We start from the raw sequence: 20605 nt of genomic DNA, 5'->3' as shown, positions 1-20605 counted from the left end.
CAGGAACCATTCCTACGCCCTTGGCAGCCACATTACGGCGGTAAGGCCGCCGCCCGGAGTTTCCTCCAGGCTCAGCCGTCCACCGAGGCGTTCCACGGCTTCCTTGGAAATCGTCATGCCCAACCCCACGCCACCGGAATTGCGGTTGCGCGAGCCTTCCAGCCGATAAAACGGTTCAAACACCGCCTCGCGTTTATCCGCCGCAATGCCCGGGCCGTGGTCGATCACCTTCACCACCAGCGCCTGCGGAGTGTCCGCGAGTTCGATGCGCGCGGTGCCGGCGTACCGCAGGGCGTTATCGATCAGGTTGTTCAGGCACGAACGCAGGGCCATCGGTTGCACTTGCAGCGGCGCGCACTCACCACTGCATTGCACATCGGAGCCGCGGTCCTGGGCGTTTTCACTCAGGGATTCCACCAGCGCCTGCACATCCAGCCAATGCCGGGTTTCGCTGGTGCGCTGCTCGTGCAGGTAGCTCAGGGTGGCGTCGAGCATGCCGATCATGTCGTCCAGGTCCTGGCGCATCTGGCCCTGCAGCTTGGTGTCTTCGATCTGTTCCAGGCGCAGCTTGAGCCGTGACAGCGGCGTACGCAGGTCGTGGGACACGGCGCCCAGCATGCGGGCACGCTGGGTGACCTGTTCGCGGATGCGCTTTTGCATCAGGTTGAAGGTCGATGCCGCTTGCCGCGCCTCCCGTGGGCCGGACTCGTTCAGCGGTGGGCTGTCGAGGTCCAGGCTCAGGCGCTCGGCCGCGGCGCTCAGGCGCTGGATCGGCCGGCTGAGCAGCTTGGCGCCATACCAGGCGGCGATGATCAGCGAGATAAACTGGAAGGTCAGTGGCACCACAGGCCCGCCGAACCAGGGACGGCGATGCTCCTTGGGCATTGGCGTCAGGCTGCCGTCCGGTTGCTCGATGAAGGTCTCGTGGGGCGGAGGGGGCGGCGGGCCATAATGGTGAAACCAGAAGAATGCCAGCGCGTGGGCCAGCACAATCGCTACCAGCAACACACCGAACAGCCGCCCGAACAGGGTGTTGAAGGCGTTGCGCATCAGCCGATATCTCGGGCGTCGAACAGGTAGCCTTCACCGCGTACGGTCTTGATCAACTGCGGGGCCTTGGGGTCGTCCCCCAGCTTCTGGCGCAGGCGCGAGACCAGCAGGTCAATGCTGCGATCAAAGGCCTCGATGGAGCGACCCCGGGCCGCGTCCAGCAATTGTTCGCGGCTCAGCACCCGGCGCGGGCGCTCGATAAACACCCACAGCAAACGGAATTCGGCGTTGGACAGCGGCACCACCAGCCCGTCGTCGGCCACCAGCTGGCGCAGCACGCTGTTGAGGCGCCAGTTGTCGAAGCGGATATTCGCCCGCTGCTCGGTGCGGTCATCCCGCACCCGGCGCAGGATGGTCTGGATGCGCGCCACCAGTTCACGGGGCTCGAAGGGCTTGGACATGTAGTCGTCGGCCCCCAGTTCCAGGCCGATAATGCGGTCGGTAGGTTCGCAGCGGGCGGTGAGCATCAGGATCGGGATGTCCGATTCCGCCCGCAGCCAGCGGCACAGCGACAGGCCGTCTTCGCCCGGCAGCATCAGGTCGAGCACCACCACGTCGAAGGTCTCGGCTTGCATGGCCTGGCGCATGGCCGCGCCATCGGTCACGCCGCTGGCGAGAATGTTGAAGCGTGCCAGGTAATCGATCAGCAGTTCGCGGATCGGCACGTCGTCGTCGACAATCAGCGCGCGGGTGTTCCAGCGCTTGTCTTCACCCACAAGCGAGCCTTTTTGATCGTCATTCAGCACAGGAGTCAGGGTTTGCATGGTGCGATCATCTACCTGGTTGGCCGCCGGGCCGAAGCTCGGCGGCGAGGTTGTTGCGTTCAGCATAGGCGCCCAGCCCCGGGGCTGGAAGTTCTGTACGATGGTTCACGTGTGCGAGGCTAATCTTCGGGGGTATTGCAGGCATGTCGGGAATGTATCTGTTTCGACACAATTGCCCGGGAGCCCGCAATCTGGCGGCTAAATCGCGAATTACCGATCATCGGATCCCGCAAACCCGCTGCTTGCGCTACAATCCGCGCCGATTTCGACTTGCCTGAGAGCCCATTCCAATGTCCGCCTGCCAGACTCCTATCATCGTCGCCCTGGATTACCCCACTCGTGACGCCGCACTGAAGCTGGCTGACCAGTTGGACCCCAAGCTTTGCCGGGTCAAGGTTGGCAAGGAACTGTTCACCAGTTGTGCCGCCGAAATTGTCGGCACCTTGCGTGACAAAGGGTTCGAGGTGTTCCTCGACCTGAAATTCCACGATATCCCCAACACTACCGCGATGGCGGTCAAGGCCGCCGCCGAAATGGGCGTGTGGATGGTCAACGTGCACTGCTCCGGCGGCTTGCGCATGATGGCTGCGTGCCGTGAAGTGCTCGATCAGCGCAGCGGCCCCAAGCCACTGCTGATTGGCGTGACCGTGCTGACCAGCATGGAGCGTGAAGACCTGGCCGGCATCGGCCTGGACATCGAGCCACAGGAACAAGTGCTGCGCCTCGCGGCCCTGGCGCAAAAGGCTGGCCTGGACGGCCTGGTGTGCTCGGCGCTGGAAGCGCAGGCGTTGAAGACCGCCCACCCGGCGTTGCAACTGGTGACCCCGGGGATTCGCCCGGCGGGCAGCGCCCAGGACGACCAGCGTCGCATCCTGACCCCGCGCCAGGCCCTGGATGCCGGTTCCGATTACCTGGTGATCGGTCGCCCGATCAGCCAGGCGGCCGACCCGGCCAAGGCGCTGGCAGCGGTAGTTGCCGAGATTGCCTGACCTACCCGACCTGAAGCGGGCACGGTAAAAAAATGTGGGAGCGGGCTTGCTCGCGAAGGCGGTAGAGCAGTCACCTTATGCATTGACTGTCACACCGCCTTCGCGAGCAAGTCGAACCGTCGCACCGCCGCTCCCACATTTGGTTCTGCGGTGTGTCAGTTGACCTTCAACACCAACTTCCCAAAGTTCTCACCGTTGAACAGTTTCATCAGCGTCTCCGGGAACGTCTCCAGCCCCTCGACTATATCTTCCTTGCTCTTGAGCTTGCCCTGAGCCATCCAGCCGGCCATTTCCTGCCCGGCAGCGGCAAAATTCGCCGCGTGGTCCATCACCACAAACCCTTCCATGCGCGCACGATTGACCAGCAGTGACAGGTAGTTGGCCGGCCCTTTGACAGCTTCCTTGTTGTTGTACTGGCTGATGGCGCCGCAGATCACTACGCGGGCTTTCAATGCCAGGCGGCTGAGCACGGCATCGAGAATGTCCCCGCCGACGTTATCGAAATACACGTCCACACCTTTCGGGCACTCGCGCTTGAGGCCGGCATGCACGTCTTCGTTCTTGTAGTCGATGGCGGCATCAAAACCCAGCTCATCCACCAAGAACCTGCATTTGTCGGCGCCGCCAGCGATGCCTACCACGCGGCAGCCTTTAATCTTGGCAATCTGCCCGGCAATGCTGCCCACCGCGCCTGCCGCGCCGGAGATCACCACGGTCTCGCCGGCCTTGGGCGCGCCGGTGTCCAGCAGGGCGAAGTAGGCGGTCATGCCGGTCATCCCCAGCGCCGACAGATAACGCGGCAACGGCGCGAGTTTCGGATCGACCTTGTAGAAACCCCGCGGCTCACCGAGGAAGTAATCCTGCACACCCAAGGCACCGTTGACGTAGTCGCCCACGGCAAATTTCGGGTTGTTCGACGCGATCACCTTGCCTACGCCCAAGGCGCGCATGACTTCGCCGATACCCACCGGCGGAATGTAGGATTTGCCCTCGTTCATCCAGCCGCGCATGGCCGGGTCCAGGGACAGGTATTCGTTGTGCACCAGCACCTGGCCGTCCTGGGGTTTACCCACCGGCACTTCCTGGTAAGTGAAGGTGTCCCGTGTGGCCGCGCCGACCGGGCGTTTGGCGAGCAGGAATTGGCGGTTAGTCTGGGCAGTCATGGCAGCGACTCTTGAGAAGTGGACCTTGAGTGATAGACCCTTCGGGCTGCACCGGCAAGGCGCGCGGCACCTGCGAATGCCCACCGATCCACTGCAATGATAGTGATGCCGGTGCCGTTATCACTGCGGCTCATGGTTCGCCAACCGGGCTTTTGATAGTGCTGACGCGCCGATGGTGGCTCTGGCTAGACTGGGGTCATCGAGCATCCCCATCGAAGGAACATCCACCATGAGCATGACATTTTCCGGCCAGGTCGCCCTGGTGACCGGTGCGGCCGCCGGCATTGGCCGCGCCACTGCGCTGGCGTTCGCCGCTGAAGGCTTGAAAGTCGTAGTCGCCGACCTGGACGCGGCTGGCGGCGAGGGCACTGTGGCGCTGATTCATCAGGCCGGTGGCGAAGCGGTGTTTGTGCGCTGCAATGTCACCCTCGAAGCGGACGTGCAGCAGTTGATGCAGCAGACCGTGGCCACCTATGGCCGGTTGGACTATGCCTTCAACAACGCCGGGATCGAGATCGAGAAGGGCAAGCTGGCGGACGGCAGCCTGGATGAGTTCGACGCAATCATGGGCGTCAACGTCAAGGGCGTGTGGCTGTGCATGAAGTATCAACTGCCGTTGCTGCTGGCTCAGGGCGGCGGCGCCATCGTCAACACGGCTTCTGTGGCAGGACTTGGGGCGGCGCCGAAGATGAGTATCTATGCCGCGTCCAAGCACGCGGTGATCGGCCTGACCAAGTCGGCGGCGATCGAATACGCGAAAAAGAAAATCCGCGTCAACGCGGTATGCCCGGCCGTGATCGACACCGATATGTTCCGCCGTGCCTATGAAGCTGACCCGCGCAAAGCCGAATTTGCCGCCGCCATGCACCCGGTCGGGCGTATCGGCAAGGTCGAGGAGATCGCCAGCGCCGTGCTTTATCTGTGCAGCGACGGTGCTGCCTTCACCACGGGCCAGGCATTGGCGGTGGACGGTGGCGCGACCGCGATTTAGGAAGTGAGACGGATGCCATTCAGAAAAGCGTTGGAGGCGCTGTGGGGTTTTTCCGCAGGTGGCCAGATGCCTCACCTGAATGTGTTTCACTAGGTAAATAATTCAATTAAATCAATGATTTAATAAATCTTGATCGCGGCTGTCATTGGGCTTCTGTGCTTAACTGGTTTGGGTTAAATGACAACAGTTTAAGTGAGTGGCTCATGGATTTAGGGATCGATCGACAAGCCCTTGTACCGGTAGTGCAGCAAATCGTCAGTGCGCTGGCCGCCTGGATTCGCGAGAGCGGCGCCAGCCCCGGGACGCGGTTGCCCTCGGTGCGGCAACTGGCCCACGAGAACCTGCTCAGTCAGTCCAGCGTCATCGAGGCGTTCGAGCGGATGGTTGCCCAAGGGGTGCTGGCCTCAAGGCAAGGCGCCGGTTTCTGTGTGGCCCAGCCACCCGCCGAGCGTGGTCTTCGCGGTGAAAACCAATGGTATGAGGGCGCCGAGTCGGGGTGGGGCGCCTTCATCGACAATCAACTGGGCGAACTGAAACTGGGATGCGGCTGGCTGCCGGACACCTGGCGCGAGAGCGACGACATCAGCTACGCGATTCGTGAAGTCACCCGCACCGACACCGCGGCCGTCTTCAACTACAGCACGCCGCTGGGCCTGCCGGCCCTGCGTGAACAGCTGCTCAAGCGCCTGGCGCACATCCAGGTGGCAACCCGGGTCGAGCATATTCTCACCACCCACGGCGCGAGCCACGCCCAGGACCTGCTGATCCGCACGCTGCTCAAGGCCGGCGACACCGTGGTGGTGGAAAGCCCGGGGTACGGCAACCTTTACCGCCAACTGGCCTTTCATGGTGTCAAGCTGCTGGAAGTGCCGCGCACCCGTGGCGGCCCGGACATGCATGCCCTGGAAGCGCTGTTGCGCGGGCACCGGCCCAAGTGCCTGTTCATCAACAGCCTGTATCACAACCCCACCGGCACCAGCCTGTCCCTGGCGGTGGCCGAGCGCTTGCTGCAACTGGCCCATTCCCAGGACTTCTTCATCATCGAGGAGGACGTCTATGGCGACCTGCAACATGCCACGTGCACCCGGTTGTCGGCGTTGCCCCACGAGGACCGGGTGATCTATGTCTCGAGTTTTTCCAAGACCCTCAGCAGCGCCTTGCGGGTGGGGTACCTCACGGCCAGCGGGGCGATCATCGCGCAATTGGCCAGGGTCAAGACCTTGACCGGCATCGGCACCTCGCGGTTTGCCGAGGCGGTGGTGGCTACGTTGCTGGCCAATGGTACCTACCGCAAGTGGGTGCAACGCCTGCGCCGGCGGCTGAGTACGGAAATGGCCATGACCCTGCAGGTGCTGGAAGACGAAGAGTGGGAGGTGTTTGCGGTGCCGGCGGGGGGCATGTTCCTCTGGGCGCGCCCTGGTGTCGGCGACCGTTCCACCGTGCAGGCGCGGGCTCGCCGGCTGGGGGTGTTGCTGTCGCCGGGGACGCTTTTCAGCCCGACGGGCGAATCCAGCGACTGGCTGCGCATCAATGTGGCCTACGCTTCTGATCAGCGTGCACTGGCGTTGTTCAAGGCCATGGGGCCGGCAGGATCGACCTCTACCATTCTGAAAACGACGAGGATGTAGCTTTTTGCCATTATTGTGGCGCCAAACCCTTGTATTCAGTGCCCCGGGGTTGCGAATCTCGCTGCATCGAAACCTGGCTTGATGGCATTCGCCATTGCAAGAGGACTCAAGTGCAATGATTTCTGCCGTGCAACGACGTTTTGCCAACCTCGGTATGGCCAAGAAACTGGGCTTGGGCTTTGCCCTGGTACTGCTGTTGACGGCATTGGTGGCCGCGATTGGCGTATGGTCGCTGCAAACCGTTGGCCAGCGCTTCGAGGGCCTTAAAGCCATGTCGGCGCTCAACAGCGGCTTGCTCAAGGTGCGCTTGATCGAGCAGGACTACGCGTTGCATGCCGACCCCAAGTCGGTGGACGCCTTGCACGAAAGTGTCGACGCGTTGGCGACCCAGGCGGTAATTCTCAAGGCCCAGTCGCCTGCCAATGTCCCGGTGATGAGCGACGTCGAGCAGGCGCTGGCGGCGTATCGCAAGGCGTTCGATGAGTTTGTCGAGCTGACCCAGACCAAGGACCTGGCGCTGGAAATGGCCAGTTGGTCGGTCTCCAGTGTCGCCAACAACCTTGATGTGTTGCAGGCCGGGCTGGCGGACGACGGCGCCTATGGCCTCAAGGAAAGCCAGGGCAAGGAAGGTGCCGAATTCATCGAGCAGGCGGGGCAGGTCAGCCAGGTCTCGCGCCTGATGCTGCAGGCCATGAACGAAGCGCATGTGCGCCTGGACCAGAGCCGCAAGGGCGATGACGAGAACGCCGAGCAAGGCAAGATCGAGCAGGCCGATCAGGCCCTGGCCCAGGTCGAACAGCTGAAAACCACCGTCAAGGATCCTGGCTACCAAACCGTGCTTAACGAAGTGTCCGGGCATATCGCGGCCTTCAGCGAAAAACTCGGCGAATACACCGGGCTGCTGGCCCAGGAAAAAGTCGTCTACAAGCAGTTGCACGAGCGCGCAGCCGAAGTGGTCACCCGGGTCAATCAGGCCTACGACGCAGAAGACCTGTCGATGCAGGCGCAGTTGAAGAAAAGCGCGTTGCTGATCATCGGTTCTTCGGCGTTGGCGTTATTGGTCGGGCTGATTGCCGCGTGGATCATTACCCGTTTGATCGTTGCACCGTTGCGCAGCGTGATTGCAGTGGCCCAGCAGATTGCCGCCGGTGATCTCAGTGGCCGTATGGAAGTCAGTCGCCGGGACGAGATGGGCCAGTTGATGCTCGCGATGCAACAGATGAGCAGCGGCCTGAGCAGCATGGTCAGCGGGTTGCAGGCGGGTATCGAGCAACTGGCCAGCTCGGCCCATTCGCTATCCAGCGTCACCGAGCAGACCAATATCGAGGTCAGCAGCCAGAAGGAAGAAACCGAGCAGGTGGCCACGGCCATGAACCAGATGACCGCCACCGTGCACGATGTGGCGCGCAACGCCGAAGAAGCGGCCCAGGCGGCGCAGACGGCGGATGACAAGGTCGACAGCGGCCAGCAGGTGGTGCGTCAGAGCTTGCAGCGTATCGAGTTGCTGGCCAGCTCCGCGACCTCCGCCAGTACCAGCATCGAAAGCCTGAGCGCGGAGATCCAGACTATCGGTACCGTCCTTGAGGTGATCAAGAGCGTGGCCGAGCAAACCAACCTGCTGGCGCTGAATGCGGCCATCGAGGCGGCGCGGGCGGGCGAGCAGGGCCGCGGTTTTGCCGTGGTGGCCGACGAGGTGCGGGCGCTGGCCAAGCGCACCCAGCAATCGACCGAGGAAATCGAACGGTTGGTGAGTACCTTGCGCAGCGCTGCGCAGGCTTCGGTGCAGCAGATCAGGCAGAGCGGCGAACTGGTCAAGCTGGCGGTCAGTGATGCCCTGGAAACCGAAAGCGCCCTGGGCAGCATCGCGGCGGCGGTGTCGTTGATCCAGCAGATGAACCAGCAGATTGCCGCGGCGGCCGAAGAGCAAAGCTCGGTGGCCGAGGAAATCAACCGCAGCGTCACCAGCATCCGTGCGAGTGCCGATCAATCGGCGTTGAGCATGCAGGGCAATGCAGCGTCGAGCATCGAGCTGGCGCAGTTGGGTACGGAGCTTAAGGGGATGGTCGGGCACTTTCGCCTTTGATCACCGCAGGCCTGCGGTGATCAAAGGGCAGGGCGGTCAGGCGTTGTTGGCCAGGAAGGTCAGCAGCGCTTCGTTGACGAAATCGGGGTTTTCCCGGCTGGAGATATGCCCGGCGTGCGGAATCAACGTCAGCGCGCAGCCGATCAAGGCCGCCATTTCTTCTGATTCGGCCGGTGGGCGTGGCTTGTCCTGCTCGCCACACATCACCAGGGTGGTGTCGGTGTCGAGGCGCGCCAGTTGTTCCAGCACATCCGCGCGGCTGAAGATAATCCGGCCCAGGGGCACGATGCTGTGCACCAGGCGCTCCTTGGGGAAGGCCTGCAGTGCGTTGCGGAAATCCTGGTACAAGGCCGACTCCTGGTCGATACCGGGACGGAAGAAGATCGGCGCCACCACATCCAGCAGCGGTTCCGGAATGGCGCCGGCGTCTTCGATCATCTTGAACAGCGAAAAGTAGTATTGGCGAGTGGCTTCCGGCTCGGCGCCCAGGTGCGTGTCCATCAGCACCAGGCTGTTGACCCGCCCGGGTGCCAGCAGCGCCAGGCGTGCGCCCCACATGCCGCCGACCGACAAGCCCACGAGGTTGACCTGGGCAATGTCCAGGTGATCCAGCAGCGCCAGGTGCTGGCGTGCGAGGTCGTCCAGGGATGCAGTGTTTGCAGGCAGTGCGCCGGACTCGCCGTGGCCCCAAAGCTCGGGGACGATCACCCGGTACTGTTGCGACAGCGCTTCGATCTGCGGCGCCCACATCTGGCTGTCCCACAGGTAGCTGGAACCGAGGAGAACGGCCGGGCCGGTGCCCTGGTCGAGGTAGTGCAGCGGTTGTCCATCGATGAGCACGACAGGCATGGCTAAGCCCTTTTCGTTAACGGAGAGAGGGGCCTTTTTTACGCTATTCGAGGGGAAGGGGATAGGTGCAGAGTGATGGCATGTGGCGAGCGGGTTTGCCGCCCACCACAATGGCAGGGGATCAGTCGTAGATGGCTTTCTTCTTCCAGTCGGCGTCCGCATCCACCACTTTCAAGCCTTCGGTCAATTCGTTGACCTCGTCTTCAGCCGGTTCAAGGTTGGACAGCACCATGGAGTTGGCGCGCGCCAGCTGTTTCTCGAGCAATTGCAGCTGCTGGCTGTACACCACCGGCTCCGGTTGCTTGCGCAGGTACTGCACGCCGCGTTCGAACGCCAGGCGAGCCTGGCCCGGCTGGCCTTGTTGCAGTGCGTGCTGGCCCAGGTTGTTGAAGAACTCGATGTGCAGCAGCACCAGGATATGGCGGATTTCCTTGATCCAGTGCTTGGCTTCATTGGTCGGCAGGAAACCGTCCTGGGCCGCTCGGGTCACCTGGCCATGCAGTGCTTCGAGCAGGAAACGTACATCCTTGGCCTTGGCTTCGGTCTGGATCGGGCCTGGCGGGTTGTTCACCGGAATCGATTCGCCCTGGGCCACCAGTGCGTTGAGTTCAGTGATGCGTGCCTTGAGCGACGCATTGGACTTGTCGAGGTTCAGCAGGCGCTGATTGACGTTGAGCTCCAGGCGGGTCAGCAGCAACTTGAGTCGCGGCGTCATCAACTGGCCAGGGAAGGTCTCGGTGATTTCGCCGCAGCGGCGCAGCCGGTCATTGAGTTCGATCCGGGTCCGGTTCTTTTCCAGCTTATTGTTTTCCACCACGTGGTTCATGTAGCCAATGGCGATCAGTATTACGATCCCGGCTATTACCAGCAGGGTGATCATGAGTGGTGTCACCGGTGTGACCTCTTTATGGGGTTTGCATTGAAGTGTAGTGACTGGTGCAGTGACCGGATAGGACTGAGCGACCAGTTGCGTCAGTAGTTTCTTCTATATAGCGGGGCAGTCCCTGCGTAGATGCACATTGCCATCATTTGCTGTGGCGAACTATAGCGCCTTGTGGAACGCCAGAATATAGGCGCCAAAGCCTGGACGGCGAGAAACCCTTGCAACCCCCGTAAACCACGGCGAAGTCATTGATTTAAATAAATTTATCCTTGGGGGTTGACGACCTCCCAATCCATCCATAGAATGCGCGCCACTTACAGCGTAAAGCACACAGCGAAACGCGGTAGGGAGTGAATGTTGTACGTGTGTCCCCTTCGTCTAGTGGCCTAGGACACCGCCCTTTCACGGCGGTAACAGGGGTTCGAGTCCCCTAGGGGACGCCATATGCGGGAATAGCTCAGTTGGTAGAGCACGACCTTGCCAAGGTCGGGGTCGCGAGTTCGAGTCTCGTTTCCCGCTCCAAATTTAAGCAGTGTTGCCCTCGGGCGGCACTGAGTGAAACCAGGGCGTAATCTTCGGATTTAATCTCTGGGCACTGAAATACACACCATGTGTTTCAGTAGCGTGTCCCCTTCGTCTAGTGGCCTAGGACACCGCCCTTTCACGGCGGTAACAGGGGTTCGAGTCCCCTAGGGGACGCCATTTGCGGGAATAGCTCAGTTGGTAGAGCACGACCTTGCCAAGGTCGGGGTCGCGAGTTCGAGTCTCGTTTCCCGCTCCATATTTAACGAAAACGCCGATCAGCAATGATCGGCGTTTTTGTTTGTGGGTTTTTTGTGAGCCGCAGTGCAATGCCTCGGCCCACGTTGCGTTTGTACCGCTAGAAATTATCCATCGCATGGCACATCGATAGCCTTCCCGATGGCGTCGGTTCAATCGGACTCCATCGTTCGGCACCTTTCGGCAGCTCAGCAAGCTCGAATGAGCAACTCCCGGACATTGATGCTCGCACCATGTAGTCCATGCCGGGCTTGGGGATAAAGGTCATGGTGTTGAAACATTGCCGGCCATATTGCGGCAACCCAAGGTAATGAAAGGCAATGGGCGTGTTCGCCGGAATCACCTGTTCGGACGACACCGCACCGTCCCAGGTGTAAATCGGCCCCGGCATCCCCAGGCTTGCGCCATTGCGGTCGGCGAAGCCGGATTTGGCTGAGACCATCACGCCGGCGCCGGGAACATTCCAGTCCAGGCAGTCGCGCCCTGGCACTGCACGCACCATGCCGTCGCTGATCACGCGCACGCGCGCCGTCTCGGTGGCGGGCGGCGCCGTGTAGGCGGTGTTGAGGGAGCGGATGTTATACACCTGGCCGCAGCCGCTGAGGAGCACCAGGAACAGGGCGGGAATGACACGTAAAGTGCTCATGGCTGGCGGCAGTTCTGGCTGACCGACAGATGCGGCGCGGGCTCATGGCTGACCATCTGCAAGCCATCGGCGCCCTGGAAGATAAAATATGTGCTGCGACAATCCCTGAATGTCTGCGAGTAACCCTCAGCCCGGAATCCCTGCCCGTCGATCTTCCTGGTCACCGTATTGTCACGGCTGACCACGGCGAGTACCTGCTCATAGCTGTCGCCCATCTTCACCCCCGGCACCCCGGTGGAGGTCATGGAATTGGCACAACCTGCCAGCCCGATGGCCGCCCAAACCAGCGCCGTACCGTACAGTCCATTGCGTGTGGTGTTCATCCCTGCTCTCCATCCATGAGGTGTGCAGGGTTGGTCAGCGCAACGGCGGAAAAGTGCAACATTCATATCTGGCAATGTGACATTGCCCGCAAATCATGGGATTTGCAGGCAACGGCTCACGGCTTGCCCGGATGCGGCTCCGGGTACTCGCTTGTCACGTCCAATGCCTTGGCATACGGCCCGTCCCACAGTTGCTCGTGTAAATCTCCCACACGCTTGGCCATCGCCTCACTGCGCATCACCACTTCCAGGTTGCGCGAGTTATCGAAATAACCGCCCAGCCAGTTACTGGTCCCTACCCACGCCACTTGCCCGTCGATTTCCATGGTCTTGCTGTGGATCACCCGCGCATAAGGAATGAATCCTTGCTTGGCCTCGGGCAGCGTGACGATCTTGACCTCGACATTCGGCAGCACCGCCAGGCTTTTCAGGTACGGCAATTCCAGTGCTTCGGTGTTCCAGTTGGATACCATCAACTTGATCGAGACCCCGCGCGCTGCCGCTGCACGCACTGCATTGTCGATCATCGCGTAGTAAGGCCGGGTTCTGTCAGGTCCATAGGACAGCGGCGCGTAGTCCAGCAGTTGTACGCGCACTTCCTTTTTCGCCTCGCCCAGCAGACGTGGCAGTTCCAGCTGCGAATCACCCACACCCGGCGGGTTGTAGCGCTGGGGGCTGGCTACCAGGTAGTTGCCGGTGCGTGCCGGTGTGGCGCCTGTGGCGGGCAGGGCAACAGGCTGGTTGTCGGCCAACGCAGCCTGGGCCTGCCAGTCCTGTTCAAAAATGGCCTGGGTCTGGGCGACGACGTTTGCATCACTGATCAACAGCCCGGTTTCGTGGATATGCTCCAGCGAACGCCAGTCGAAGTTCTGGCTGCCGATAAACGCCTGCTTGCCATCCACTACCATGTACTTGGCGTGGATGATCCCGCCACTCAGCTTGCCATAGGGCAGGATGCGGAAGGTCAGGTTGGGAATGGCTTTCAGGCGCTCCAGGGTCGAGGCTTCCGACAGCCGCACGCCTTTTTCTTCCAGCAGGAAGCGAATTTTCACCCCGCGTTTGCCGGCGGCTTCCAGGTGTTCAATCACCTTGTCCATCACCGAGCCAGGATGGTCGGCCGCGTAGAACTGGCCGATGTCGATGCGGCTTTTCGCGCCGTCGAACAGCTGGATCCACACGGGGCCGGGCTGGCGCAGATCGGCGGTGCCAAGTTGGGTGTCCACTGGCACGGTGTGTACCAACTCAAATCCCGGAATTGAAAAGTCCGCCTGGGCAAGCGGACTGAGGAGCAGGCCTGCAAGGCCGGCGATACGTAATTTCAGCGATATGGACATAGGCGTCTCATCGGGCAAAAAAAGGGCGGGCGCATGATGCGCCCGCCCCGGGAAGGTCACGCAGTGCGGGTGTGCAGCGGGGTCGGTACCAGGTGCGGCACTTCACCCTGCACGCGGGCACCGGTTGCCGCGCGGATCAGCAGGATTTTCAGCTGGTCGTTGATGCGCTCCAGGCTGTCCTGGAAGAAGTTGTGGAACACCACGCAGAACAGCGCGATGGCGATACCCAAACCCGTGGCGAACAGGGCCGTACCGATACCACCGGAAATCTGGCCCGGGTCGGACACACCGGCACTGGCCAGCGCCTTGAAGGTGTCGATGATGCCGAGGATGGTCCCCAGCAGGCCGAGCAGCGGCGCGGCGGTGGTGATGGTTTCGATGATCCACAGGCTGCGCGACAGCGGCGCGCGGGTCTTGAGGTACTGGGTTTCGATCTCGTCGTCCAGGTCCTTGCGCGAACCATGGGACGCCTTCTGCGCCAGGATCGGCAGCACCATGCTCAGCGGCAGGCTGTCACGGCGAGTCAGGTTTTCCGGCAGGTCGCGTTCGCTGTGCACATTGGCGCCCAGCACTTCGGTCAATGCACGGGCCTGGCGGCGCACGTAGGCGAAGTAGATGCCACGTTCGATGGTGATGAAGATTGCAATCGCCAGTGCGGCGTACATCACATAAAAGGTGATTTGGTGAAGCAGGTTCATGTCCATGATGCTGAGCCTCGCAGTTAGAAATTGGCTTCCAGGGAAACGGTGACGGTGCGGTCAAGCCCAACGATGTAGGCCGGGTCGCCATCGCGGAAACCGCTGTAGCTCGCCGAGTTGGTCTTGGTGGTGTACACGCCGTCCAGGTACTTCTTGTCGAACAGGTTGTCGACGTTCAGGCGCAGGGTCGCGTCCTTGACGACTTTCTTGTCCACCGGCAGGTAGATACCGGCGCCGAGGTTGAAGATGGTGCGGGCGGAGATGGCTTCGTCGTTGGTCAGGTCGCCATAGAGCTTGCTGGTGAACTTGCCGCCGAAGGTGCCGTAGAAGCGCCCGTCGTCATAGCCGATGTTGGCCGCCAGCATGTTGGTCGGCACGTTGGCGAACTGCTTGCCGCTGGTGGGCAGCACGATCGGCTTGCCGGCGCTGTAGACGGTCAGGTCGTCCTGCTGCTTGGAGCTGGTGTAGGTGTAGGAGGTGTAGTAGTTGAAGTTGTGCGGCAGCTTGCCGCTCCACTCCAGTTCCAGGCCTTTGTTGATGACGGTGCCGGCGTTGATGTCGGCGGAATCACCGTTGCTGTCCAGGGAGGTGAGCTGGCGATTCTTGAACTGCATGTAGAACAGGGTCGCGGCGAGGGTGCTGTCTTCGCCGGTGTAGCGCCAGCCCAGTTCCTGGTTCCAGCTGAGTTCCGGCTTGGAGTCGAGGGAGCCGACGCCTTTGTCGTACAGCACGTAGTTCTGTGGAATACGCATGTTGCGCGACAGGCTGTAGAACAACTGGTCACGCTCGTCGAGCTGGTATTTCAGGCCGGCGTTGGGCAGCAGTTTGTTGTAGGTCTGGCTGGCCTTGCCGGGTTGCTCGGTGAGGCTGCCGTGGTTGGTGCCGTCACGCTCGACGTTCATGTAGGCAATGCCCGCGATCAACGTCCAGTCCGAGTTGATGTACCAGGTGTCCTGGGTCCAGACCTTTTGCGCCGGCGTCACGGTGTAGCGGTCGCGACCCTGTACGGTGTTGCCGTTGGCGTCGACCACGGAGTTGCCGTCGGGCCAGGTATCGCTTGGCTTGCCGTTGTTCTTGAGGGCAATGAACGGTTGGGTCTGGCTTTGGCGGGCGCGTTCATACCAGTAGCCGAATTGCAGGCTGTGGTCGCCCAGGTCCCAGTTCAGCTTGGTGGTGATGCCCGGGCGCCAGGTCTGGGTGCGCGAAGGGCGGTAGTAGACGCCGGTGGTCGCGGAACCGTCGGCGTTGTATTGAGCCTGTGTCGGCAGGTTGCCGAGGTCGAAAACGCCGCCCTTGTTCGAGCCACTGTTCAGCGCATAGGCCGAGGAGCCCACGCCGCTGCCGTTGCCGTAGTAGTAATACGGGATCACCGAGAGGGACAGGTTGTCGCTCAGCTTGTACTGGGTGTTGAGCACGGCGGTAAAGGTCTGGAACGGGTTCTGCGCCAGGTCGTAGTAGCTGCTGACCTTGCCGTTGGCGCCCACCGCCGGTGTCGCCGGGTACGGGTCGTACTTGCGGCCGTACTGCTGGAACTGTGCCTTGGTCAACTGGCTGTAACTGTTGTTGTCCTGCTCGTGGTACTTGAGGATCAGGTTGGCGGTGTTGCCGTTGCCGGCGTCGAAGAAGCTGTTCCACTCCACCTTGTCCGCACGTACGGCACCCGAGCCGCGCCACATCTGGCCTTCGGTGTGGGAGGCCGACAGCCAGTTGCTCAGGCCGTTGACTTCACCGGTATTGAGGCGGGCGAAGGTCTTGCGGGTGGCGTTGCTGCCGACCACTTGCTTGACGAAGGCACCGGTTTCCTTGGTGGGGCGAATGGTCACGATGCCGATGTTGCCGCCGCTGGAACCGATGTGCGGGCCGTCGGCTTCCGACGAGCCCTGGGTGACGAAAATCTGGTCGATGTTTTCCGGGTCGCCCAACAGGTTGGAGTACAACGCGTAGTTGCCGGAGTCGTTGATCGGCATGCCGTCCACCGACATACCGACCTGGTCGGAGTTCATGCCGCGCATGGTGAAGCGGAAACCCGAGAGGCCGGTGTTGTCTTCACTGGAGATGTTCAGGCCCGGGGTGTACTTGAGCTTGTCGATGGCGTTGCCGGTGGCCGTCTGTTTGTCCAACGCTTCCTTGGTGATGGTCGAGCGGCCCTTGGCGCTCTCTTCCTGGACCATGTAACCGCCCCCAGCGGTTGCCTTGCCCTGTACCCCAATAGTCCCGACGTCACTGTCGCTGGTATCTGCCATGACCACTCCATGGGTCATGCTCGTCGCGGCAACGAGTGCCAGATGAATCCGGGTGAACTTCATCACTGTCGTCCTGGTGGTGTGTGCTTATTGCACGCTGTAGTTGAAGGTGGCGGTGAAGCGCTGCTCGTTACGTCCACCGAAGGCTTGTTCGGGGAACGGTTTCACCTGCTTGATACGGCGCAGGCTGTTGGTGGCGGCCCGGTTGAGCAGCATGCTCGGCGCCGGGGTCTGGATCCCGGAGTCGAGGACGCGGCCTTGGCGGTCCACCATTAACCAGACCACCACCTCGCCACTCGGGCGTTCAAGGGACGCCTGGCGCCCGGTGGGGTATTGCTTGTAGGTGTCCAACTCGTTGCGCAAGCCCTTGAGGTAGCCGCCTTCCAGTGCCTGGCCGTCGACTTTCGGCGGCGCCGGTGGCGCAGCGGGTGCTGGCGTGGGAGCGGGAGCGGCTTGCACCGGCTTGGCGGCCACCGGAGCTGGCGCAGGCACAGGCGTTGGCTTGGCGACCACGGGCTTGGGCACCGGTTTTGGCTTGGGCTCAGGCTTTGGCAGTGGTTTGGGGATCGGCTTGGGTGGCGGAGGCGGAGGGGCAGGTTCGGCCTCCTCGTCTTCGATCACCGGCGGCGGTGGCGGCGGTTCTTCCACCACGGGCTCGGGGACCACTTCCGGCTCCGGCTCGACCAGCGCGAGTTCAACCGCCGACTCGTCGTACTGCGGCTGGATCTTCAGGGGTTGGGACTGGATACCCAGTGCAATCAGCACCAGGGCGATCAGGGCCGGGACACTGCCCAGCAGCCGACGCGCACGAAACAAGGCATACATGATCAGGACTTTTTCGTGGCGATGGAGACAGAGGTAAAGCCACCCAGGCGCAGGGTGTCCATCACCTCGACCAGGCGCGACACTTCCACGCCTTTGTCGCTGTTGACGATGATCGTCGACTTGGTGTCTGGCTTCTCGCCGGCCTTGAGTGCAGGCACCAGCGCGTCGACGGTCAGGTCCTTGCCATCGAGCTGCAGCTGACCTTCCAGGCCCAGGGTCAGGATGAATTTATTTTGCGGCTTGAGCTGCTGTGAACTGCTGGCGCTCGGCAGCTGAGTCTTCATGCCCAGGGCCGGAATCACGTTCAAACTCACCAGTACAAAAAACACCAACAGGAACATCATCACGTCGATCATCGGGATCAGTTCGATGTGTGCCTTGCGTTTTTTGGGTTCATCCCAAGTTCTCATTCCGCTACCCCGCAGTTGATTAGGGGCGACACGCTAGCAACCAAAAATGACCGAATGGTTAACTTTAATTTAAGCTTTTAAGGCTCTAGGACGCGTCTTACAGACGACTCGTGGGTCTATTTATCTACGTAATGAAACTGACACGACGCGGGTACATTCTTGGAGAATTTATTTCGCGAGTCCCCCTGCATGAGCATTGCACTGCCGCATTTATCCACCCCGCGACTGCTGTTGAAGCCTCTGCAAAAGGAACAGGCCGAGACGTTGTCGGTGCTGGCCAACCATCCCGATATTGCGAACAACACGGCTGCGATTCCATCGCCATACACCTTGGAAACCGCACACGCCTTTATTGATGGCCAGGCAGAGAATTACCGCTCGGGGCATTCACTGGGGCTGGGGATTCATCTGCGGGAAACTGGCGAATTGATCGGCGTGATCAGTCTCAGATTATCTGCTGCTCATCGAAGTGGGCATCTCGGGTATTGGGTGGCCGCCCATTCTCGAAGCCAGGGTTATGCCGCCGAAGCAGCGGCGCAGATCATGGCGTTTGGGTTCAGCGAATTGGCGCTGCAGCGTGTGGGCAGCCAGTGCTTTGCTCGTAACAAAGGGTCCGCTCGGGTCATGGAAAAAATTGGCTTGGGTTACGAAGGGTGCATGAAGGGCGCCTTCCTCAAGAATGGGGTGCACGAGGACATGTTGTTGTATGGCCTGGTGCGTGCCGATTGGAAGGAGCGCAGTTGATGAGTGTGAATCACGATCGCCGTCGCGTACTGGGCGGGCTTGCAGTTGCCACGGCGTTTTCGATCCTCAGCCCGTTTGCCCGTAGTGCAGGCATCGACTATCCCTTCACCCTCGGTGTGGCGTCAGGCGATCCATTGCCCGATGGTTTCGTGATCTGGACGCGCCTCGCGCCGCTGTTCAATGCCGCCGACGGTCGGGGTGGCCTGAACCGAGCGGTGCCGGTGCGCTGGAAGGTGGCCCGCGATGCAGCGATGACGCACGTTGTGCGCCAGGGCGAGGTGATGGCCAGCGAGCGTTTCGCCCATTCGGTGCATGTGGAAGTGAGCGGGTTGGAGGCGGGTCGACCTTACTGGTACCAGTTCGAGGGCCTCGGTGCGCAAAGCCCAGTGGGCCAGTCGCGCACAGCGCCGGCGGTGCATGCCATGGCATCGGCGCAGTTGGGTTTTGTCTCCTGCTCCCATTGGGAGCGAGGCTACTTCAGCGCCTATCGGCATTTGGCCGCCGAGCAGCCTGACCTGGTGTTTTTCCTCGGGGATTACATCTATGACAGTTCCTACGCGGCTGATTCCGGCAAGGTCATTCGCTCCCACGGCAGCGGCAATGCGTTGAATCTGGTGGATTACCGCAACCGCTACGCCCTGTACAAGACCGATCCGGATTTGCAGGCACTGCATGCTGCGGCGCCCAGTGTGGTCACCTGGGACGATCACGAAGTGCAAAACGACTATGCCAGCCAGTGGTCCCAGGACCCGAACATCCCGGTGACGAGTTTTCTCAAGCAGCGAGCGGCGGCCTACCAGGCCTTCTACGAGCACATGCCGCTGCGGGCCAGCAGCCTGCCGCGCGGGCCGGACATGCGCCTCTATCGGCGTTTGGATTACGGCCGGCTGGCGCGTTTCCATGTGCTGGATGGGCGTCAGTACCGCTCCGAGCAGCCATGCATCCTGGCCAATGGCAGCCACAAGGGACATGTGGCCGCCAACACCTGTGCCGACCTGCGCGATCCCCGTCGCACCATGCTCGGCTGGGAGCAGGAGGCTTGGCTGGACCAGGGTTTTGCCGAGTCCCGGGCACAATGGAACGTGATCGCCCAGGACCTGTTGGTCGCGCCGCTCACGCAACGTGACCTGACCAACCACAAGCCCGGCCGCTGGACCGATGGCTGGGATGGTTACATGGCCAACCGTGAGCGGATGCTTGCGTCGATGGTGCGCAGAAAGGTGAATAACCCGGTGTTCTGGGGCGGCGATATTCACTCGTTCTGGACGACGGACCTGCACGCTGACGCAGGGAATCCGGATTCGCCCGTGGTCGCGACCGAGTTTGTCGGCACGTCGGTGACGTCTGACGGGCCACCATTTGATGCGTTCAGTGCGATCCTGCCCCTCAATCCCCATGTGAAGTTTTTCGACAGCCGCCAGCGCGGCTATGTGTCGGTGGCGCTTGAGGAGAGGAATATGCTGACGAACTTCCGGGTGATTTCCGATGCCCGGGATCCGAACGCCAGCGTCTCGACCCTCAAGTCGTTTGTGGTGGAACCGGGCAGGGCGGGGGCGATTGCGGTTTAGTCAGTTCAGGGTATAGCGCACCGACAATGCACCCTTTTTCTCGGAGAGGGCCAGGATCGTCACCTGGCCCACGTCCCCCAATGCCTGCACATGCGTGCCGCCGCAGGCATAGGCCGGCAGGTCGCCAAAACCCACTTGCCGCGTACCGTCATCCAGGGCCATATGGCGCGGCAGGTTGGCGGCGATCCATTGGTCGACTTGCCGCTGGATCGCCTCGGCGTCCATGGCCTGGGCCGAGGTGCCGCGAATAAAGGTGATCTTCCCTTCGCCCGGCCAGTGATGAGCCTTGATCGGCATCCAGCCCAGGGTTTCACCGGCATTGCCGATCAGATGCCCGGCCGAGTGCAGGCGCGTGTGCAAGGTGCGGCGGTCTTCATCGACGCGTGCCTGGATCACGCCGGGAGCCACGGGGCGGTCTACGTAATGCACGACATGATCGCCTTCCTGCACCACCTTCAACACCTGGCTTGCCCCGAGCCAGCCGGTGTCGGAGGGCTGGCCGCCACCTTGTGGATGGAAGATTGTGGACTGCAGGATTACCGCAAACTGGTTATCAAAAGGTGTGCATCCCAGCACTTCAAGTTCGGCATTCAGGTGGTCATGGGTAAAAAACAGGCGCTGGGTCATCATTTAT

General features: G+C 61.5%; 19 protein-coding genes and 4 tRNA genes. 10 read left to right on the top strand and 13 right to left on the bottom strand.

Annotated elements, in window-relative coordinates; all coding sequences use genetic code 11:
* Positions 1-12 precede the first annotated feature (12 nt).
* Together V6607_RS23530 and V6607_RS23525 are read right to left on the bottom strand one after the other, a co-directional pair.
* The gene (locus V6607_RS23530) at positions 13-1050 is read right to left on the bottom strand and encodes an ATP-binding protein (RefSeq protein WP_003217175.1); all 1038 of its coding nucleotides are present in this window, start codon (positions 1048-1050) and stop codon (positions 13-15) included.
* The gene (locus V6607_RS23525; RefSeq protein WP_087695371.1) at positions 1050-1814 is read right to left on the bottom strand and encodes a response regulator; all 765 of its coding nucleotides are present in this window, start codon (positions 1812-1814) and stop codon (positions 1050-1052) included. The genes V6607_RS23530 and V6607_RS23525 overlap by 1 nt, the downstream gene beginning before the upstream one ends.
* A gap of 290 nt (positions 1815-2104) precedes the next feature.
* On the opposite strand from V6607_RS23525, the gene pyrF reads away from it, so the two are divergent.
* On the top strand, positions 2105-2803 hold the full coding sequence (gene pyrF, locus V6607_RS23520; protein ID WP_003217180.1) for an orotidine-5'-phosphate decarboxylase: 699 nt from the start codon (positions 2105-2107) through the stop codon (positions 2801-2803).
* Between the two features lie 155 nt (positions 2804-2958).
* Here the strand turns inward: pyrF and V6607_RS23515 are convergent, their stop codons facing one another.
* Positions 2959-3966: an NADP-dependent oxidoreductase gene (locus tag V6607_RS23515; protein WP_134327081.1), complete on the bottom strand. Its 1008-nt coding sequence runs from the start codon at positions 3964-3966 to the stop codon at positions 2959-2961.
* 229 nt (positions 3967-4195) lie between these two features.
* Here V6607_RS23515 and V6607_RS23510 point away from each other — a divergent pair, with 229 nt between their 5' ends.
* From V6607_RS23510 to V6607_RS23500, 3 genes are all read left to right on the top strand, one after another.
* Positions 4196-4957 (top strand): SDR family oxidoreductase, encoded by a 762-nt coding sequence (locus V6607_RS23510; protein WP_008431261.1) that lies wholly within the window; start codon positions 4196-4198, stop codon positions 4955-4957.
* A gap of 203 nt (positions 4958-5160) precedes the next feature.
* Positions 5161-6585, top strand: a complete 1425-nt coding sequence (locus V6607_RS23505; RefSeq protein ID WP_134327080.1) for a PLP-dependent aminotransferase family protein — start codon at positions 5161-5163, stop codon at positions 6583-6585.
* A gap of 115 nt (positions 6586-6700) precedes the next feature.
* Positions 6701-8668: a methyl-accepting chemotaxis protein gene (locus tag V6607_RS23500; protein WP_134327079.1), complete on the top strand. Its 1968-nt coding sequence runs from the start codon at positions 6701-6703 to the stop codon at positions 8666-8668.
* 36 nt (positions 8669-8704) lie between these two features.
* Here the strand turns inward: V6607_RS23500 and V6607_RS23495 are convergent, their stop codons facing one another.
* Positions 8705-9517, bottom strand: a complete 813-nt coding sequence (locus V6607_RS23495; protein WP_134327078.1) for an alpha/beta fold hydrolase — start codon at positions 9515-9517, stop codon at positions 8705-8707.
* Positions 9518-9638: 121 nt separating this feature from the next.
* Positions 9639-10397: a hypothetical protein gene (locus V6607_RS23490; RefSeq protein WP_003217193.1), complete on the bottom strand. Its 759-nt coding sequence runs from the start codon at positions 10395-10397 to the stop codon at positions 9639-9641.
* Positions 10398-10767: 370 nt separating this feature from the next.
* Here V6607_RS23490 and V6607_RS23485 point away from each other — a divergent pair.
* The 4 genes from V6607_RS23485 to V6607_RS23470 all read left to right on the top strand — a co-directional run bounded on the left by V6607_RS23485 (position 10768) and on the right by V6607_RS23470 (position 11181).
* Positions 10768-10843 (top strand) — tRNA-Glu (locus V6607_RS23485).
* A gap of 3 nt (positions 10844-10846) precedes the next feature.
* Positions 10847-10922 (top strand) — tRNA-Gly (locus V6607_RS23480).
* A 104-nt stretch (positions 10923-11026) separates the two neighbouring features.
* Positions 11027-11102 (top strand) — tRNA-Glu (locus V6607_RS23475).
* A 3-nt stretch (positions 11103-11105) separates the two neighbouring features.
* Positions 11106-11181, top strand: a tRNA-Gly gene (locus tag V6607_RS23470).
* Positions 11182-11280: 99 nt separating this feature from the next.
* Here the strand turns inward: V6607_RS23470 and V6607_RS23465 are convergent.
* From V6607_RS23465 to V6607_RS23435, 7 genes are all read right to left on the bottom strand, one after another.
* Positions 11281-11826, bottom strand: coding sequence for a hypothetical protein (locus tag V6607_RS23465; RefSeq protein WP_003217196.1), 546 nt, complete (start codon positions 11824-11826; stop codon positions 11281-11283).
* The gene (locus V6607_RS23460; protein WP_087695362.1) at positions 11823-12149 is read right to left on the bottom strand and encodes a hypothetical protein; all 327 of its coding nucleotides are present in this window, start codon (positions 12147-12149) and stop codon (positions 11823-11825) included. The genes V6607_RS23465 and V6607_RS23460 overlap by 4 nt, the downstream gene beginning before the upstream one ends.
* A 116-nt stretch (positions 12150-12265) precedes the next feature.
* Complete coding sequence (locus tag V6607_RS23455) at positions 12266-13483, bottom strand: phospholipase D-like domain-containing protein (RefSeq protein ID WP_134327077.1); 1218 nt, start codon at positions 13481-13483, stop codon at positions 12266-12268.
* A 56-nt stretch (positions 13484-13539) separates the two neighbouring features.
* A complete protein-coding gene (locus tag V6607_RS23450) occupies positions 13540-14187 on the bottom strand; it encodes a MotA/TolQ/ExbB proton channel family protein (protein WP_003217203.1) in 648 nt (215 codons plus the stop codon).
* 17 nt (positions 14188-14204) lie between these two features.
* The gene (locus V6607_RS23445) at positions 14205-16487 is read right to left on the bottom strand and encodes a TonB-dependent receptor (RefSeq protein WP_008431274.1); all 2283 of its coding nucleotides are present in this window, start codon (positions 16485-16487) and stop codon (positions 14205-14207) included.
* Between the two features lie 24 nt (positions 16488-16511).
* Positions 16512-17249: an energy transducer TonB gene (locus tag V6607_RS23440; RefSeq protein ID WP_003217207.1), complete on the bottom strand. Its 738-nt coding sequence runs from the start codon at positions 17247-17249 to the stop codon at positions 16512-16514.
* A gap of 2 nt (positions 17250-17251) precedes the next feature.
* Complete coding sequence (locus V6607_RS23435) at positions 17252-17659, bottom strand: biopolymer transporter ExbD (protein ID WP_003217209.1); 408 nt, start codon at positions 17657-17659, stop codon at positions 17252-17254.
* Between the two features lie 189 nt (positions 17660-17848).
* On the opposite strand from V6607_RS23435, the gene V6607_RS23430 reads away from it, so the two are divergent.
* Both V6607_RS23430 and V6607_RS23425 read left to right on the top strand, forming a co-directional pair.
* Complete coding sequence (locus tag V6607_RS23430; RefSeq protein ID WP_134327076.1) at positions 17849-18403, top strand: GNAT family protein; 555 nt, start codon at positions 17849-17851, stop codon at positions 18401-18403.
* Positions 18403-19971, top strand: coding sequence for an alkaline phosphatase D family protein (locus tag V6607_RS23425; RefSeq protein WP_134327075.1), 1569 nt, complete (start codon positions 18403-18405; stop codon positions 19969-19971). Before V6607_RS23430 ends, V6607_RS23425 begins: the two co-directional genes overlap by 1 nt.
* Here the strand turns inward: V6607_RS23425 and V6607_RS23420 are convergent, their stop codons facing one another.
* Positions 19972-20598 carry a hypothetical protein gene (locus V6607_RS23420; protein WP_008431289.1) on the bottom strand — a complete coding sequence of 209 codons (627 nt, stop codon included), beginning with the start codon at positions 20596-20598 and terminating at the stop codon, positions 19972-19974.
* Positions 20599-20605 lie beyond the last annotated feature (7 nt).

The organism is Pseudomonas sp. KK18 (genome assembly GCF_037094675.1).
Taxonomy (GTDB): Bacteria; Pseudomonadota; Gammaproteobacteria; order Pseudomonadales; family Pseudomonadaceae; genus Aquipseudomonas.
This window is presented reverse-complemented; position numbering and strand designations above follow the sequence as displayed.

Bases quoted from the DNA above. Each gene is read 5' to 3' on its own strand.
- V6607_RS23420 (WP_008431289.1), bottom strand. From the start codon at position 20,598: ATGACCCAGCGCCTGTTTTTTACCCATGACCACCTGAATGCCGAACTT.
- V6607_RS23450 (WP_003217203.1), bottom strand. From the start codon at position 14,187: ATGGACATGAACCTGCTTCACCAAATCACCTTTTATGTGATGTACGCC.
- V6607_RS23455 (WP_134327077.1), bottom strand. From the start codon at position 13,483: ATGTCCATATCGCTGAAATTACGTATCGCCGGCCTTGCAGGCCTGCTC.
- V6607_RS23445 (WP_008431274.1), bottom strand. From the start codon at position 16,487: ATGAAGTTCACCCGGATTCATCTGGCACTCGTTGCCGCGACGAGCATG.
- V6607_RS23515 (WP_134327081.1), bottom strand. From the start codon at position 3,966: ATGACTGCCCAGACTAACCGCCAATTCCTGCTCGCCAAACGCCCGGTC.
- pyrF (WP_003217180.1), top strand. From the start codon at position 2,105: ATGTCCGCCTGCCAGACTCCTATCATCGTCGCCCTGGATTACCCCACT.
- V6607_RS23500 (WP_134327079.1), top strand. From the start codon at position 6,701: ATGATTTCTGCCGTGCAACGACGTTTTGCCAACCTCGGTATGGCCAAG.
- V6607_RS23510 (WP_008431261.1), top strand. From the start codon at position 4,196: ATGAGCATGACATTTTCCGGCCAGGTCGCCCTGGTGACCGGTGCGGCC.
- V6607_RS23430 (WP_134327076.1), top strand. From the start codon at position 17,849: ATGAGCATTGCACTGCCGCATTTATCCACCCCGCGACTGCTGTTGAAG.
- V6607_RS23435 (WP_003217209.1), bottom strand. From the start codon at position 17,659: ATGAGAACTTGGGATGAACCCAAAAAACGCAAGGCACACATCGAACTG.
- V6607_RS23425 (WP_134327075.1), top strand. From the start codon at position 18,403: ATGAGTGTGAATCACGATCGCCGTCGCGTACTGGGCGGGCTTGCAGTT.
- V6607_RS23440 (WP_003217207.1), bottom strand. From the start codon at position 17,249: ATGTATGCCTTGTTTCGTGCGCGTCGGCTGCTGGGCAGTGTCCCGGCC.
- V6607_RS23460 (WP_087695362.1), bottom strand. From the start codon at position 12,149: ATGAACACCACACGCAATGGACTGTACGGTACGGCGCTGGTTTGGGCG.
- V6607_RS23490 (WP_003217193.1), bottom strand. From the start codon at position 10,397: ATGATCACCCTGCTGGTAATAGCCGGGATCGTAATACTGATCGCCATT.
- V6607_RS23530 (WP_003217175.1), bottom strand. From the start codon at position 1,050: ATGCGCAACGCCTTCAACACCCTGTTCGGGCGGCTGTTCGGTGTGTTG.
- V6607_RS23465 (WP_003217196.1), bottom strand. From the start codon at position 11,826: ATGAGCACTTTACGTGTCATTCCCGCCCTGTTCCTGGTGCTCCTCAGC.
- V6607_RS23525 (WP_087695371.1), bottom strand. From the start codon at position 1,814: ATGCAAACCCTGACTCCTGTGCTGAATGACGATCAAAAAGGCTCGCTT.
- V6607_RS23505 (WP_134327080.1), top strand. From the start codon at position 5,161: ATGGATTTAGGGATCGATCGACAAGCCCTTGTACCGGTAGTGCAGCAA.
- V6607_RS23495 (WP_134327078.1), bottom strand. From the start codon at position 9,517: ATGCCTGTCGTGCTCATCGATGGACAACCGCTGCACTACCTCGACCAG.